General features: G+C 68.1%; 15 protein-coding genes. 5 read left to right on the top strand and 10 right to left on the bottom strand.

Annotated features, from left to right (window positions below):
- Positions 1 to 531: SDR family NAD(P)-dependent oxidoreductase (locus GORHZ_RS06135; RefSeq protein WP_040530383.1), on the bottom strand; the 531-nt coding region annotated here is incomplete at its 3' end.
- A gap of 29 nt (positions 532 to 560) precedes the next feature.
- Here GORHZ_RS06135 and GORHZ_RS06130 point away from each other — a divergent pair.
- Complete coding sequence (locus GORHZ_RS06130; RefSeq protein ID WP_304607976.1) at positions 561 to 1,514, top strand: alpha/beta hydrolase; 954 nt, start codon at positions 561 to 563, stop codon at positions 1,512 to 1,514.
- A 19-nt stretch (positions 1,515 to 1,533) separates the two neighbouring features.
- Here the strand turns inward: GORHZ_RS06130 and rfbB are convergent, their stop codons facing one another.
- Positions 1,534 to 2,538 carry a dTDP-glucose 4,6-dehydratase gene (rfbB, locus tag GORHZ_RS06125; protein ID WP_006331298.1) on the bottom strand — a complete coding sequence of 335 codons (1,005 nt, stop codon included), beginning with the start codon at positions 2,536 to 2,538 and terminating at the stop codon, positions 1,534 to 1,536.
- A gap of 77 nt (positions 2,539 to 2,615) precedes the next feature.
- Here rfbB and rfbA point away from each other — a divergent pair, with 77 nt between their 5' ends.
- Complete coding sequence (gene rfbA / locus GORHZ_RS06120; protein WP_006331297.1) at positions 2,616 to 3,491, top strand: glucose-1-phosphate thymidylyltransferase RfbA; 876 nt, start codon at positions 2,616 to 2,618, stop codon at positions 3,489 to 3,491.
- A gap of 16 nt (positions 3,492 to 3,507) precedes the next feature.
- A complete protein-coding gene (locus GORHZ_RS06115; protein WP_006331296.1) occupies positions 3,508 to 4,128 on the top strand; it encodes a dTDP-4-dehydrorhamnose 3,5-epimerase family protein in 621 nt (206 codons plus the stop codon).
- 22 nt (positions 4,129 to 4,150) lie between these two features.
- Here the strand turns inward: GORHZ_RS06115 and GORHZ_RS06110 are convergent, their stop codons facing one another.
- The 5 genes from GORHZ_RS06110 to ppgS all read right to left on the bottom strand — a co-directional run bounded on the left by GORHZ_RS06110 (position 4,151) and on the right by ppgS (position 7,651).
- Positions 4,151 to 4,939 carry an ABC transporter permease gene (locus GORHZ_RS06110; protein ID WP_006331295.1) on the bottom strand — a complete coding sequence of 263 codons (789 nt, stop codon included), beginning with the start codon at positions 4,937 to 4,939 and terminating at the stop codon, positions 4,151 to 4,153.
- A 22-nt stretch (positions 4,940 to 4,961) separates the two neighbouring features.
- A complete protein-coding gene (locus tag GORHZ_RS06105) occupies positions 4,962 to 5,897 on the bottom strand; it encodes an ATP-binding cassette domain-containing protein (protein WP_006331294.1) in 936 nt (311 codons plus the stop codon).
- A gap of 113 nt (positions 5,898 to 6,010) precedes the next feature.
- The gene (locus GORHZ_RS06100) at positions 6,011 to 6,553 is read right to left on the bottom strand and encodes an EXLDI protein (RefSeq protein WP_006331293.1); all 543 of its coding nucleotides are present in this window, start codon (positions 6,551 to 6,553) and stop codon (positions 6,011 to 6,013) included.
- Positions 6,554 to 6,596: 43 nt separating this feature from the next.
- Entirely contained in the window at positions 6,597 to 6,941 is a 345-nt protein-coding gene (locus tag GORHZ_RS06095) for a DUF2304 domain-containing protein (protein ID WP_006331292.1), read from the bottom strand.
- 5 nt (positions 6,942 to 6,946) lie between these two features.
- Positions 6,947 to 7,651, bottom strand: a complete 705-nt coding sequence (gene ppgS, locus GORHZ_RS06090; RefSeq protein WP_006331291.1) for a polyprenyl-phospho-N-acetylgalactosaminyl synthase PpgS — start codon at positions 7,649 to 7,651, stop codon at positions 6,947 to 6,949.
- Between the two features lie 49 nt (positions 7,652 to 7,700).
- Between ppgS and GORHZ_RS06085 the strand changes: the two genes are divergently transcribed.
- On the top strand, positions 7,701 to 8,570 hold the full coding sequence (locus GORHZ_RS06085) for a glycosyltransferase family 2 protein (protein ID WP_006331290.1): 870 nt from the start codon (positions 7,701 to 7,703) through the stop codon (positions 8,568 to 8,570).
- On the opposite strand, the gene GORHZ_RS06080 is transcribed toward GORHZ_RS06085, so the two are convergent.
- Together GORHZ_RS06080 and GORHZ_RS06075 are read right to left on the bottom strand one after the other, a co-directional pair.
- On the bottom strand, positions 8,507 to 9,793 hold the full coding sequence (locus tag GORHZ_RS06080) for a polysaccharide biosynthesis protein (RefSeq protein WP_006331289.1): 1,287 nt from the start codon (positions 9,791 to 9,793) through the stop codon (positions 8,507 to 8,509). The genes GORHZ_RS06085 and GORHZ_RS06080 overlap by 64 nt on opposite strands.
- A gap of 11 nt (positions 9,794 to 9,804) precedes the next feature.
- Positions 9,805 to 11,160, bottom strand: coding sequence for a M1 family metallopeptidase (locus GORHZ_RS06075; RefSeq protein WP_006331288.1), 1,356 nt, complete (start codon positions 11,158 to 11,160; stop codon positions 9,805 to 9,807).
- A 164-nt stretch (positions 11,161 to 11,324) separates the two neighbouring features.
- Between GORHZ_RS06075 and GORHZ_RS06070 the strand changes: the two genes are divergently transcribed.
- Positions 11,325 to 11,759 carry a DoxX family protein gene (locus tag GORHZ_RS06070; RefSeq protein WP_006331287.1) on the top strand — a complete coding sequence of 145 codons (435 nt, stop codon included), beginning with the start codon at positions 11,325 to 11,327 and terminating at the stop codon, positions 11,757 to 11,759.
- Between the two features lie 71 nt (positions 11,760 to 11,830).
- Here the strand turns inward: GORHZ_RS06070 and GORHZ_RS06065 are convergent, their stop codons facing one another.
- On the bottom strand, positions 11,831 to 15,721 hold the full coding sequence (locus tag GORHZ_RS06065; RefSeq protein ID WP_174347157.1) for a Pls/PosA family non-ribosomal peptide synthetase: 3,891 nt from the start codon (positions 15,719 to 15,721) through the stop codon (positions 11,831 to 11,833).
- Positions 15,722 to 15,854 lie beyond the last annotated feature (133 nt).

The following is a 15,854-nucleotide window of genomic DNA, read 5'->3' as shown; positions in this document are numbered from 1 at the left end:
GAAGTAGCGCAGCGCCGCGATCCGCCACCGGTCGTCGGCGGCGGCGACATCGCGCAGGACCTGCTCGATCATCACCTTCGTCCAGCCGTACGGGTTGGTGGCCGAGGTCGGCAGGTCCTCGGTCATCGGCAGTTGCGGCTCGGCGCCGTACACGGTCGCCGACGACGAGAACACCAGTGTGCGCACGTCGTGGCGGCCCATCGCCCGCAACAACGAGAAGGTGCTGCCGAGATTGTTCTGGTAGTAGTCGAGCGGTTTGGCCACCGATTCGCCGACGGCCTTGAATCCGGCGAAGTGGATCACCGCGTCGATGTGTTCGTGAGCGAACAGGTGCTCGGTCTTGTCGACGTCGGCGAGGTCGAACGCGTGCACCGGAATCGGTGTCCCGGTCAGCGCCTCGAGCCGGGAGACCACCGTCGGTTTGGCATTGCTGAAATCATCGACAACCACCACGTCGTGGCCGGCTTCGGCGAGGCGGACCACGGTATGCGAGCCGATGTAGCCCGCGCCGCCGCTGACGAGTACGCGCATGAGAAACACGGTAGGCGCCGATCCTGGAGATCCGCCGTCGGGTACCTGTGTTGTTCACCTCAAGTCCCACCCGATACGGTCGGCGTGTGACCCGGTCAGATATCGAGTTCCGCTCCGGAACCGACAGGTGCCGGGGATGGCTTTATCTTCCCGACGGGGATGCCCCGAAACCGCCGGTCGTGGTGATGGGCCACGGACTCGGCGCCGTGAAGGAGATGGGGCTCGACGCCTTCGCCGAGCGATTCTGCGACGCGGGCTACGCGTGCCTCGTCTTCGACTACCGGCATTTCGGGGACAGCGACGGCCGGCCCCGCCAACTGCTGTCCATCCCACGACAACTCGACGACTGGGCGGCGGCCATCGCCTACGCCCGCAGCATCGATGCGGTCGACGCCACCCGCGTGGTGTGTTGGGGATCGTCCTTCGGCGGCGGGCACGCGATGGTGGCCGCGGCCCGCGACGGTCGGGTCGCGGCGGTCATCGCCCAGTGCCCGTTCACCAGCGGTACCGCGTCGGTGCTGGCACTCGACCCCCGCACCGCGCTCAAGGTGACCGCGCGAGGAATCGCCGACGTCGCCGCGGCGGCGGTGCGCCGGAAACCGGTGATGATCGGGCTGGTGGGCCGGCCACACGAGTCGGCGCTGATGACGGCCCCCGATGCGGCGCCGGGCTACCTGGGTTTGGTGCCGCAGGGATATCCGTTCGTCAACGAGGTCGCCGCCCGGGTGGGCCTGCAGATCCCGTTCCATCATCCGGGCCGGGTGCTGGCGGAACTGCGCTGCCCGGTGCTGGTCTGCGTCTGCGACGACGATTCGGTCGCCCCGGCCCGCCAGACGGTGCGCTACGCCCGTCGCGGCCCGACGACGCAGCTCCTGCGCTACCCGACGGGTCATTTCGACATCTACGTCGGGGATGCCTTCGAGGAGGCCGTCGCCGATCAGGTCGACTTCCTCGACCGTGTGGTGCCGCTCGCGGGTTTCTAGGACACAGTGGACCGCTGCCTCAGCCGATGACCTTTTCGGTGGCGGCGTAGGTCTGTTCGACGCCCTGTTTGGCGGGTTGCCACCAGTCGGGGTGGTCGCGGTACCAGTCGATGGTCGCGGCGAGCCCGGAGCGGAAGTCGACGTAGTTCGGGCGCCAGCCCAGTTCGGTGCGCAGCCGGGTGGAGTCGATGGCGTAGCGGCGGTCGTGGCCGGGGCGGTCGGTGACGAAGTCGAACGCGTCTCTGGGTTGTCCGAGCAGTTCCAGGATGGTTTCGACGACGGTGCGGTTGTCGACCTCGCCGTCGGCGCCGATCAGGTAGGTCTCGCCGATCTGACCTGTGTCGATGATGGTCCACACGGCGTCGTTGTGGTCGTCGACGTGGATCCAGTCCCGCACGTTGCGGCCGTCGCCGTAGAGCTTGGGGCGCAGCCCGGCGAGCACGTTGGTGATCTGGCGGGGGATGAACTTCTCGATGTGCTGGTACGGGCCGTAGTTGTTGGAGCAGTTGGAGATGGTGGCGCGCACCCCGAACGACCGCACCCAGGCGCGCACGAGCAGGTCGCTGCCGGCCTTGGTGGAGGAATAGGGGCTCGACGGGTTGTAGGCGGTGTCCTCGGTGAACCGGGACGGCTCGTCGAGGTCGAGGTCGCCGTAGACCTCGTCGGTGCTGATGTGGTGGTAGCGCACGTCGTGGCGGCGCACCGCCTCCAGCAGCGAGTAGGTGCCGACCAGGTTGGTGTGCACGAACGCCGACGGGTCGGCCAAAGAGTTGTCGTTGTGGGACTCGGCGGCGAAGTGCACCACCAGGTCGGTGGCGCCGACCAGCGAGTCGACCAGATCCGCGTCGGCGATGTCGCCCTTGACCAGGTCGATGCGGTCGGCGACGGGCGCCAGCGTCGCCGGGTTGGCGGCATAGGTGAGCTTGTCGAGCACGGTGATCTCGACGTCGGGCCGCTGCACCAGCGTGCGCAGCACGAAGTTGGCGCCGATGAACCCGGCGCCACCGGTCACCAGGACCCGCATGATCGCACCCCTTTCGCGAGAACGCCGCTCACCTTACCGGTGGCGTCGCGACGAGCGCCGATCGTAGGCTGTGAGCTATGCGCGGCATCATCCTGGCAGGCGGCACGGGGACCCGGCTGCACCCGATCACCCAGGGCGTCAGCAAACAGTTGGTCCCCGTCTACGACAAGCCGATGATCTACTACCCGCTCTCCACGCTGATGCTCGCCGGCATCCGCGACATCCTCATCATCACCACCCCCCAGGACAGCGCCGCCTTCCATGGGCTGCTCGGCACCGGCGACCAGTTCGGCATCAACCTGACGTATGTGACGCAGCCGTCGCCGGACGGCCTCGCGCAGGCCTTCGTCCTCGGTGCCGACCACATCGGCGACGATTCGGTGGCACTCGTTCTCGGCGACAACATCTTCTACGGACCCGGTCTGGGTACACAGTTGCAGGGTTTCGAGAACGTCGACGGCGGTGCCGTCTTCGCGTATTGGGTGGCCAATCCCAGCGCCTACGGTGTTGTCGATTTCGACGAGCAGGGGACCGCGATCTCGTTGGAGGAGAAGCCCGAGAATCCCAAGTCGCATTACGCGGTGCCGGGCCTGTACTTCTACGACAACGATGTCGTCGAGATCGCCCGCAACCTCAAGCCGAGCGCGCGTGGGGAATACGAGATCACCGACGTCAACGCCCACTACCTGCAGCGCGGCAAACTCGCGGTGAAGGTGCTGCCCCGCGGCACCGCCTGGCTCGACACCGGCACCTTCGATTCGTTGCTCGACGCCGGCAACTTCGTGCGTACCGTCGAACAGCGTCAGGGCCTCAAGATCGCGGTGCCCGAGGAGATCGCGTGGCGTCGAGGGTTCATCGGCGACGACGAATTACGTGCCCGCGCCGAGAAACTCCGCAAGTCCGGGTACGGCGACTATCTGCTCGAACTGCTGGCCCGCGGCCGCGACAACTGAAATCAGAGGGGAATCGATGAAACTCCGACCGCTGGCGATCGACGGTGCCTGGGAACTGACGCCCGTCCAACACGGGGACGCCCGTGGGCTGTTCGCGGAGGTGTTCAAGGCCGACCTGCTCGCCGAGGCCATCGGTCACCGTCTCGACCTCGCACAGGTGAACCTCTCGGTGTCCGCGGCCGGGGTGCTGCGCGGTGTGCACTTCGCGGATGTGCCACCAGGACAGGCCAAGTACGTGACCTGCCCGTCCGGTGCGATCCTCGACGTCATCGTCGACATCCGGGTCGGCTCGCCGACATTCGGCACGTACGACACCGTGCTGCTCGACGACGTGGACCGTCGCGCGGTCTACCTGTCCGAGGGTCTGGGCCACGCATTCTGTTCGCTCGCCGACGGCTCGACGGTCACCTATCTCTGCTCGACCGGTTACAACCCCGGTGCCGAACACGGCATCAACCCGCTCGACGAGGAGTTGGGTATCGAGTGGCCGACGACCGCGCGCGACGGTTCGGCGCTGGAATATGAACTGTCCGCCAAGGACACCGACGCACCGGGTCTGTCCGAGGCGCGGGAGTCTGGTCTGTTGCCCGACCACGCCGATGTCACGGCCTACCTGCGCGCGCTCGCGGAGTCCTGAACGGCCCCGCCGGCGAGGATCGTCAGCCCTCGGTCGAACGACGAAATGCGGTTACGGCCCACAGATATCCACCGACCGCGAACAGCGCGCACCAGCCCACGGCCCACGGCCAGACACCGCCGGCGCCGGTCCCCATCAGCAGTCCGCGAAGGGTGTCCGCGATCGGGCTGAAGGGCTGATACTCGGCGAACTGGCGGACCCCGGTGGGCATGCTGTCGGTCGGCACGAGCCCGCTGCCGAGGTAGGGCAGGAGCAGTAGGGGCAGGGGCATGTTCGAGGCACTCTCCGGGCTGCGCGCGATGACGCCGAGCGCGACGGCGAACCACACCATCCCAATCGCCATGAATCCCAGCAAGCCCAGTGCCGCAGCCCATTGCAGCGCGCCGGCGGACGGCCGGAAGCCGACCACGAAGGCGGTCATCAGCAATGCAGCGAGCCCGATCACACCCTGGATCAGCGCCCCGACGACGTGTCCGGCCAGAATCGCCGTCGGCGGTGTGGCCATCGACCGCAACCGGTTGATGAAGCCGGTGGTGACGTCCTGATTGACCGCGACGGCCACCGACACGGTGAGGTACGCGGGAATGAACAGCATCAGACCGGGCACGAGGTAGTTGACATACTCGCCGTGTGGCGGCCCCGAGCCGGGCAGCGCCGCGCCGATCGCGCCGCCGAAGAAGTACGTCATCATCAACAGGATCACCACGGGCATCACGATGATCGAGAACACCATCGCGGGATAGCGCTGAAGTCGAAGGAGATTGCGGCGCACCATGATCGTCGAGTCGGTCACCGTATACGAGAGAGTCATGTCCTGCTCCGGGGGTTGGATGTCAGGCCGCGGGGCGGCCGGTGAGGGTGAGGAACACGTCGTCGAGGTCCGGGGTGTGGACGGAGAGCCGCGACACGTCGAGTCCGGCGGCGTCGAGTGCCGCGAGGATCTCGCGTAATGCGTCGACACCCGCGTCGCCGGGGATGTCCAGAGCGAACGCGTCCTCGTCGGGTATCGCCGATCCGAAGATGCGCACTGCGCGAAAGAAGTCGCCCGCATCAGCGAATTCGAGGCGCACGTGAGCGCCGGGGACGAGGCGTTTGAGTTCGTCGGCGGTGCCCTCGGCGACGATACGTCCGTGGTCGAGAACCGCGATGTGGTCGGCGAGGTGGTCGGCCTCGTCGAGGTATTGGGTGGTGAGAAACACCGTGGCGCCCTCGTCGACGAGCCTGCGCACCGCGTTCCAGACCGCGTGGCGTGACCGCGGATCGAGTCCGGTGGTCGGTTCGTCGAGGAAGATGATCGACGGCCGTCCGACGAGGGTCATCGCGAGATCGAGTCGGCGCGTCATCCCGCCCGAGTACTCCCCGACGCGGCGGTCGGCAGCCCCGGTGAGGTCGAACTCGTCGAGCAGTGCCGCGACCCGGGTTCGGACCGCGGTCTTGTGCAGGTGCAGCAGGCGTGCGACGAGAGTGAGGTTTTCGCGACCGGTCAGCTGGGTGTCGACGGCGGTGAACTGGCCGGTCAGCCCGATGGTGGTGGACATCGCGTCGCGCTCGGTGCGCGGGTCGGCGCCGGCGACCCGGATGTCGCCGGCGTCGGCTCGGCACAGTCCGGCCAGGATCCGCACCACGGTCGTCTTGCCGGCCCCGTTGGGGCCGAGGAGCGCGTACATCGTCCCGGCCGGAACGGAGATGTCGATACCGTCGAGAACGGTGTTGTCGCCGAACGACTTGCTCAGTCGAGCGGCCGAGATCGCGGGTCCGGGGGACGACATGACAGACGCCTTTCATATAGTGACATGCGCATATGTGCATGTTTTGGTAGACGCCTGTCCCTTCTCGGTGGCGTCGGGGTCGGGTGGGTGTCTACGGGTCGGGTTGCGGGGAGCTACACGTCGAGATCCTCGACATCGGGTCGTCGTGCGGCGACGACCCGCCGGTAGAACCTTTCCGGTACGAGGTCTTTCAATGCTTCGGTGGAGTCGACGACATGGACCGTGTAGTCGCCCCACTCCGGGAGGTCCGCGGTGAAAAGGCTCCGCAAGCTGTGGATTCCGGTCAGGTCCTTGAGTAGGTTGCCGGTCGGTAGGGTCCGTTTGGTGGGGTAGTGCGCCCAGTCGACGTGGTGCACGCTGAGCACCAGCCTGCCGCTGCGGCCCTCGTACGCCCGGCGCTCGGTCGCGTTGCCGGTGTCGGGGTCCCAGTCGACGCCGGCGGCGAGCAGTCGGCCGAAGAAGCGTTTTCGCCGCACCCCGTCGGGTCCGTCGCGTAGCACGACCTCGTCGAATCCGGCGTCGTGGTAGTCGGCGGCCCGGACGAATGCACGCAGTGCCTCGACGATGACGCCGGACAGATTGCCGCCAGACACCTCTTGGGCGCGATTCAGGATCGACATGTCCTCGTCGGAGACGTAGATGGTTTTGTTGGGCACGCCCTAACTATATGTAGACGTATACGTAGAGGCAAGGGTCTCGCTAGGATTTGGGGTTTTCCCGCTCGGCGGCTTGCAGCGCGACGGCGCGGGCTAGCCGGGCGTATTTGATCTCGAGCTCCCGGAACCGCAGATAGGTCGAGATCGTGGTGAACGCGAAGGCGATCACGAGCAGGAACAACACGAGGTCGAGGCCGCGCTGGATGCCGAGTTTGTTGGCCACCCACGTGACGTCGTCCTGCCGCAGCATCGCGTAGACGCCGAATCCGACGAAGGCCACGAACAGCAACTTCACCCAGGCCGAGGCGCGGGCGGTGCCGCGGTGGACGATGAAGAACGCGACCAGCGCCACGATCCCGAGGATCGCCAGGATCTGGAACCAGATCATCGCGCTCACTTCCTCATCCGGGTGTGCAGCAGACCGTCGGCGACGATGTTCACGCCGTTGATCAGTGACTGTCCCTTGGCCCGTGAGTAGTCGGTGTAGAGGATCGTGACCGGTTGTTCGGCGACCCGCCAGTGATGGTGGTCGATGAGCGTGACGAACTCCGAGGCGTGACTCATCCCGTTCATCAGCAGGTCGAGCTGGTCGGCGACCGTCTTGTTGAAGGCGCGTAGCCCGTTGTGGGCATCGGTGAGGCCGAGGCGTCGGGTGCGGGGGCTCAGGAAGACGATGGTGCGCAACGCCATGCGACGCACAAGGGGTACCGACTCGCTGCGGCCCTCGGCGAACCGGGTCCCGACGATGATGTCGATCGGTTCGGTGCGCAGCCGGGAGACCATTGCCACCACGTCCTCGACCTGGTGCTGACCGTCGGCGTCGAAGGTGACGAAGTACCGCGCCCCCGGCCGCGCCCGCGCGAACTCCACGCCGGTCTGGATGGCGGCGCCCTGACCCAGGTTCACCGGATGTCGCACGAGGTGCACGCCGGCCGCGCGGATCTCGTCGGCCGAATCGTCGGATGAGCCGTCGTCCACGCAGACGATGTTGGGGAAGGTCTTCGCGGCGTTCGCCGCCACCTCCCGGATCACCTGTCCCTCGTTGAAGACGGGGATCACCAGCCACACGTCGTCGTTGCTGGTGGAACCGGTGACCATGTCGGTAACCCTAGCCGAGCCGGTATTCGCGGTGACCTACCCTGGGCGGGTGCCGATCGACGTGATGATGCCCTTCTACGGTGACGTCGCGCAGTTCCGGCAGGCCGTCACCAGTGTGCTCGGGCAGCGCGACGGCGATCTGCGGCTCGTCGTCGTCGACGACTGCTATCCCGACCCGGCGCCGGGGGAGTGGTTGGAGTCCCTCGACGATCCCCGCGTCCGCTACCTGCGCAACGAAACCAACCTGGGTGTGAACGGCAATTTCCGACGGTGCGTGGAACTTGTCGAGGCCGACTACTTCGTCGTCGTCGGGTGCGACGACGTGATGACCCCCGACTACCTGACCACCGTGCGTGGGTTGGCCGACGGCCATCCGGAGGCCGCCGTGATCGCGCCGGGTGTGGAGGTGATCGATGACCGTGACCGGGTCGTCCGGCCGCTCGGCGACCGGATCAAGGCGCTCCTCGCGCCCCGCGCCCGGCCGGGGGAGCCGGTCGTGTTGCGTGGCGAGGTGATGGCGACGGGTCTCTATCACGGCAACTGGACCTACTTCCCGTCGCTGCTGTGGCGGACCGCCGCGGTTCGCGACGTGGGCTTCCGGCCGGGCCTCGAGATCGTCCTCGACCTCGCGCTGCTCGTCGACCTCGCCGCCGTCGGCAGGTCGTTGGTCTACGACCCGACCGTGGTGTTCCGCTATCGCCGGCATGACGCGTCGGTCAGTTCGGTACATGCCGTCGACGGGCGACGATTCGCCGAGGAGAACGCCTTCTTCGCCGTGGAAGCTCGCCGCTGCGCCGCTCGTGGGTGGCCGCGCGCGGCCCGCGCGGCGCGTCTGCACGCCACCTCGCGCCTCAATCACGCCCAATCACGGGTGGCCACGACGGCGGGTCGGCTACGCAACGCCAACCCGAATCCGTGAACCGCCATCCCGACGACGGGCCCGCCGATCAGCGCGATCGCGACCCGGCCGTCGATGCCGACCGGTAGCAGCAGCAGCGCGATCGAGGCGATGGTGGCGATCCACCACCCCGCGGCATACCACCGGTGCGCGGCGGTGGCGAGCACCGCGGCGCCGGTCACGGTCAGCAGCGCGAGCGCCGTCGCACCCACGGTCAGCCAGGCCACCGTGAGTCCGGCCAGCCGGTAGTCGGCCCCGAAGATCGTGGTCAGGAGCCACGGTCCGATCAGCCACGCGGCGCCCGCACCGACGACCCCGACACCTGCGACCACGACCATCGGTGCGCGCAGCGCCGCGACGAGGCGATCGCGGTGGTCGACGAATCGGGTGATCAGCACCCCCTGGAAACTGTTCAGCGGTACCAAGAGCGGCGCCCGCGTCAAGGTGACCGCCAGGACGACGGCGCCGAGGGTCGCCGCGTCGGAGCGATCCCCGACCCCGTCGGTCGCATTGATCAGCACCGGGAAACCCATCACCAGGATCGCGCTCGCCGCGGCCGCGGCCATCGCGGTCAGGGTGTTGGCGGTGAACCGTCGGGTCCCGACGTCACCGCGTAGTCCCGCCGCATGACGCGCTGCCGTCGACCACGTCAGCAGGAGGATCCACGACACCGACCCGATCACCGTGATCACCAGGAACGCGGTCAGGCCCAGCCCGAGGAGCACCGCGACGACGGCCCCGACCAGTCGGATCAGCGCATCGGTCGACAGCAGCGCCGCGAACGCGCCCCAGGACACCGCGCCTGAGAGCGCCCCGGCGAGATGCGCGTACACGGCGAACGACACGACACCCACCGCGAGCAGCAGCACCGACAGCCACCGGTCCTGCGTGAACACCCGGTCGCTCCACAATGGTGACGAGACCACGACGACCGCGCCGAGCGCCACCCCGATCACCGAGTTGACCAGCCACGGTCGGGCCCGCGACGACGGTCGCGCCGCGGCATGCCGAACGTCGCCACCTGCCCGCGTCGCGCGGGTGGTCTCCTGCAGCTGACCGTTCTGTGCGCCGGTGACCATGCCGTAGGCGGCCCAGAACACCGCGAACACCGAGTAGGTGACCGCCCCGAGGTCGCGGGCCGCGAGCAGCAGCACGAGGTAGCCCGACGCCGCTGCGACGACGGTCGCGACGGTGACCCGTCCGATCGCGCCCGAGGCCCGGGCCGGCGCGTCGTCGTGCGACATCGTCGAGGCGTTCAGGACGGCCCGGGGAACGCGGGCAGCTTGGCGGTGAACAGCCAGGCCTCCCAGAGCGGGCCGAGCGACTGCGACGAATAGTTGGCGGCCAGCGCGATGAAGTCCTCGGTGGTCACCGAGCCATACCGGTACTTGTCGGTCCAGCGGTGCAGGAGTGCGAAGAAGTTGCCGTCGCCGATGGTCAGGCGCAGGGCGTGCAGGGTCAGCGCGCCGCGTTTGTAGACCCAGTCGTCGAACATCTTGCGCGGGCCCGGATCGCTCAGCACCGCCCGCACCGGATTCGCGGCCAGCTTGTCGTAGTAATGGCGCGCCCACTCGGCGGCGCTCGGCCCACCGGAACGCTGGCTCCACAGCCACTCCGCGTAGCAGGCGAACCCCTCGTGCAACCAGATGTCGCGCCAGCGCGCCAGGGTCACCGAGTTGCCGAACCACTGATGCGCCAACTCGTGGGCGATGAGCCGTTCGGAATGTCGGGTGCCGTCGCAATGGTTGGCGCCGAACGTGGACAGACTCTGCGCCTCGATGGGGATGTCCAGCTCGTCGTCCGTCACGACGACGCTGTAGGAGTGGAACGGGTAGGGACCGAACATCTCGACGAATACGTCGATCATCTCCATCTGCCGGCCGAAGTCGATGTCGAAGTTGCGACTCAGTCGTGCCGGGAAGATCGCCTGCACCGGAACGGGCTTGGACGCCAGTGCCTTGCGCTTGTACGGACCGATCTGGACCGAGGCGAGATAGGTCGGCATCGGTTCGATCTGCTGGTAGACCCACGTGGTCTGCGCGGCGCGGGAGCGTTTGGACTCCAGTACCCCGTTGGCCAGTGCGTAGTAGGGGCTGTCGGTGGTGATCGCGATCCGATACGGTGCCTTCGCGCTCGGATGGTCGTCACACGGAAACCACGACGCGGCGCCGTTGGGCTGATTCGCGCACAGCGACCCTTCGCTGAGTTCCTCCCAACCGACGTCCCCCCACGGTCCGCGGATCGGGCGTGGTGAGCCGGCATAGCGCACCACGATGGTCATCGCCCCGCCCGGCGGGATCGGGGATTCGGGGGTGATCGTCAGCTTCCGGTTGCGGTGGGAGTGGCGCGCGCGCTTGTCGTTGACCGTGACTTTCGCCACCGCCATCGGCGAGGCGAGGTCGAGGGTGAACCGCTGCAGCTGGACATACGACGTGGCGGTCAGCGTCGCGACACCGGCCAGCCGGTTCGGCGACACCTTGTACTCGAGTTCGAGGTCGTACCGGGAGATGCGAAAGCCCAGGTTGCCGTGGTCGGGCAGGTAGGGGTCGAGGTCGTCGTGCGGAGTGCCGAGAACCGGTTGGCGTGGACCCTTACCCCACTTCCCCGGCACTGACTCTCCCTCTGCTCGTAGTGCGTGTGCGGCGCCGGCGCTGTGCCGTCGCGGACACTCAGGTTACCTGGCGGGTTCGATGTGCACGCGACGGTCATGGTGTGAGAGACTCACCGCAAGCGGACCACGGTCCGGTTTAACGTTCGGCAGCAGAAAGGTAAACGATGTTCGGGCTTCGCAATGTGTCATTCCTCCTCGCTCGGGTGATCCTCGGCTTCATCTTCGTCATGCACGGATGGCAGAAGTTGAGCACCAACGGGATCGGTAACACCGGCAAGTTCTTCGACTCGGTGGGAATCCCACTTCCCGACCTCGCCGCGCAGTACGCCACCTGGGTTGAACTCATCGGTGGCATCCTGCTGATCGTGGGGTTGTTCCTCCCGATCGTGTCGGTTCTGCTGATCCTCGACATGCTCGGCGCGATCGCGTACGTGCACTGGGACGCCGGGCTGTGGTCGGGCGACGGCGGTTACGAACTGCCGCTCGCGCTCATCGCGGGTCTTCTCGCGGTCGGGTTCGCCCAGGCCGGCAGCACAGCCGCCGACCACTACCTGTCCCGTCGGCGCGCCGCGAAGTCGGAGAACGTGGCTGTCGGCTGAACCGGTCATCTGCGGTCATCCGTGCCCTGAGGAGCGCCTCGCTCCTCAGAGGCCGGGATGCGCGGGTCGAATCACTCGTGCCACGGCGCGATGGGATTTCCCTGCCAGCGGGTGTGGGCGGGCACCACGTCGCCGCGCATGACCAGCGAGGCCGGGCCCACCGTCGTCGACTCACCGAGACCCGACGCGGGTAGCGCGACGCAGTGCGGGCCGAGGGTGGCGCCGGCCTCAAGAGTCACCTCGTCGATGGCCATCACCCGGTCGTGGAAGAGGTGGGTCTGCACCACGCAGCCGCGCTGCACGGTCGCGCCGTCGCCGAGCGTGACGAGGTCGGCCTCGGGCAGCCAGTAGGTCTCACACCAGACGCCCCTGCCGATGGTGGCGCCCAGCATGCGCAGCCACAGGTTGAGGATCGGGGTACCGGCTGCGGCGTTGGCGAACCAGGGTGCGGCGACGGTCTCCACGAACGCGTCGGAGAGTTCGTTGCGCCAGACGAACGAACTCCACAGCGGGTGCTCGGACACCTCGATCCGCCCGACGACGATCCATTTCGCGGCGGCCGCGACACAGCACGCCGCCGCGCCGGCGACCAGCAGGAGCACACCGCTGACGAGCGCGGCCACCCAGTACGACGTCTCGACTGCGACGTACTGCAGCCCCAGCAGCATGAACAGCCCCAGCGCGAACGACACCATCACCGGGATGATGCGCAGCGTCTCGACGATCGCGCGGGCGAGTTTCAGGCTCATCGGCGGGTCGAAGGTGCGCGACGTGTCGGTCTCGGTGGCGGTGCGGCGCAGCCGGGTCGGTGGGCTGCCCAGCCAGCTCGACCCCGACTTCGCGCTCTCGGGCGTCGCCGACAGCACCGCGACGAGACCGTCCTTGGGTACCTTGCGTCCGGGTGCGGTCATCCCCGAGTTACCCAGGAACGAACGCTTGCCGATCTTCGCCACGTCGACGTGCAGCCAGCCGCCGCCGAGTTCGTAGGACGCCACCATCGTGTCGTCGGCGAGGAAGGCGCCCTCACCGATCGTGGTGAACTTGGGCAGGACCAGTGCCGTGGAGATCTCGGTGCCCGGACCGACGGTGACGCCGAGCAGGCGGAACCACCACGGCGTGAGCAGGCTTGCGTAGAGCGGGAACAGATAGGTGCGCGCCATGTCGAGGAGCCGTTCGGTCATCCACACCTGCCAGCCGACGCGGGACCGGACCGGGTGGTAGCCGCGCGTCAGTCCGATCGACAGGAGACGGACCAGGATCGCGGTGATCGCCGCGAACACGGCGAGGCTGGCGATCGTCGCGGGCGCCAGCAGGATGAGGCACCGTAGGGCGACATCGGCCAACTGATCGGCGTGGACCGCCCACGACCCCATCACCGCGAGCCCGGCCGCCAGCGAGATCAGTGGGATCGCCGCGAGCACCATCGACGACAGGCCATACACCGGAACCCACTGCGTCCCGCGCGGCGGACGATGATCGGGCCAGGGATGGTCGGCCTTGCCGACCTTGACGGCCGGGGAGCCGGCCCAGAGTTGCCGGGATTTCACCCGTCCGCGGACCGCCGAGCCGGGTGCGACGATGGCGTCACGCCCGATCACCGCGCCGGGCAGCAGGGTGGAGCGCGCGCCGATCGACGCTCCGCGTTTGACCATGATCTCGCCGATGTGTACACGGTCGCCGTCAATCCACCAGCCGGCCAGGTCGACCTCGGGTTCGACGGATGCGCCGTCGTTGACCGTGAGGAAGCCGGTGACGGGCGGAATCGTGTGCAGGTCGACGCCGCGCCCGATGTTCGCCCCGAGTGCCCGGGCCAGGTAGATCATCCACGGCGCACCCGACAGGTTGGCGGCACCGCTCGCGTCGAGCAGTCGCTCGGCCACCCACAGTCGGATGTGGGTGCCGCTGCCGCGGGGATAGGTGCCGGGCCGCAAACCCATCAGGAGTAGGCGGGCGCCGGTGGCGGCGATCAGCATCCGGCCCGGCGGGGTGATGAACAGCAGGAACGCGACGAGCAGGACCCACCAGTTCACCTCCACCAGCCACGGCACGTCACGGTCGGCGCGGTGGACGACCTCGGCCGCCACGTTGTTCGCCACCCCGAGCCAGGTCGCCCACTGCAGGCCGGTCAGGGTCGTCAGCGGCACCGACAACGCGATCTGGGCCAGCCCGGCCCGCCGCGGCGTCGGCACCACGTCGCGCGGCGTGACCACGACGGACGGCACGCGTTCGTCGAGCATCTCGGCGAGCGAACCCAGCCGCGGGTGGTCGTACAGGTCGGCGACGGTGATGTCGGGGTGACGTTCGCGCAGAGCCGTCACCAGTTGTGCCGCCGCCAGCGACCCGCCGCCCTCGGCGAAGAAGTCGGCCCGCGGGTCGTCGACGACGACGCCGAGTACATCGGTCCAGCACCGCGCCACCCACACCTCGGTGTCACTGAGGTCGTTGTCCTCGTCGGAGGTCCGTCCGCTCGGCAGCGGCCACGGCAACGCGTTGCGGTCGACCTTGCCCGAGGTGCGGGTGGGGAGTTCGTCGACGAGCGCGAGTCGCGGCACCATCGGTGCCGGCAGGTGCTTCAGGAGTTCGGTGTGGGCGCCGGTGACGTCGAAGTCCGGGTTCGGCGAGACCAGATAGCCCACGAGGAGGCTGTTGCCGGCGGCGGATTTGCGCACCGCGGCGGCGGCGCCGCTCACCCCGGGCAGCTTCTGCAGCGCGTTGTCGATCTCACCCAGTTCGATGCGGCGCCCGCCGACCTTCACCTGATCGTCGGCACGACCCTGGAACAACAGCCCGCTGTGATCGAGTTTGACCAGGTCGCCGCTGCGGTAGGCGCGGTCCCAGCCCAGGGTCGGCATAGGTGCGTATTTCTCGGCATCCTTGGCCGGGTCGAGGTAGCGGGCCAGGCCGACACCGCCGATGACGAGTTCACCGATCTCGCCGTCGCCGACCGGGTTGCCGTCGCCGTCGACGACCACGAGGTCCCAGCCGGGCAGCGGCAGTCCGATTCGGACCGGGCCGGTGCCGTCCATCTGCGCGGCGCAGGCCACCACGGTCGCCTCGGTGGGTCCGTAGGTGTTCCACACCTCGCGACCCTCGACGGCGAGCCGTTCGGCGAGTTCGGGTGGGCAGGCCTCACCACCGAAGATCAGCAGGCGCACCGCCTCCATCGCCTCCGCCGGCCACAGCGATGCCAGCGTCGGCACCGTCGACACCACGTTGATGTCGCGCTGCACCAGCCATGGGCCCAGGTCCATGCCGCTGCGCACCAGTGACCGCGGTGCGGGGACCAGGCAGGCGCCGTTGCGCCACGCCAGCCACATCTCTTCGCACGAGGCGTCGAAGGCCACCGACAATCCGGCCAGGACACGGTCGCCCGGGCCCAGCGGGTCGTCGAGCAGGAACATGCGTGCTTCGGCGTCGACGAAGGCCGCCGCGTTGCGGTGGGTCACCGCCACGCCCTTCGGAGTTCCGGTCGAACCCGAGGTGAAGATGATCCAGGCATCGTCGCCGCTGGAGGGTCGTGCATCGTCCGGAGATTCCGTCGCGACCGGTGCGGGGTCGTCACCACCGGTCGGGTGGATACCCGAGGCGTCGACGACGACGTCGACGGCGGCCTCGCCGAACACCAACTCGGCGCGCTCGGGCGGATCGTCGGCGTCGACGGGGACGTAGGACGCCCCGGCGTACAACGTGGACAGGATGGCCACATACAGCTCGCGCGACCCCGACGGCATCCGGATGCCGACTCGGCCGCCGCGCCCCACCCCGGCCGCCGCGAGGCGCTCGGCGCCGCGCCGGATCAGCGCGAGGAGTTGGGTGTAGCTCAGTGTCAGCTCACCGTCGTCGATCGCGGGGGCGTCGGGGAACCTCGCCGTCGTTTCATCGAGGACATCGCACAGGGTGCGCGGTGCGCTGGCCTGTGCGGAAAGCAGGAAATGGGCCGGTATACCCACGCTCACCACCATCGATTCGACACGAAGCGAAGAATATAACCCAGTTGCGCAACCGGTGTCTGTGACACGGGTGAACAGTCAGTGGCGCAGGTCTCGGCGTCCGCATGCGGTGAGTTCCCCCGCGAAACCCGCCGGATGAACGTCG

The sequence above is a fragment of the Gordonia rhizosphera NBRC 16068 genome (genome assembly GCF_000298195.1).
Lineage (GTDB): Bacteria > Actinomycetota > Actinomycetes > Mycobacteriales > Mycobacteriaceae > Gordonia > Gordonia rhizosphera.
The sequence above is the reverse complement of the archived record's forward strand: the minus strand, read 5'-3'. Positions and strand labels throughout refer to the sequence as shown.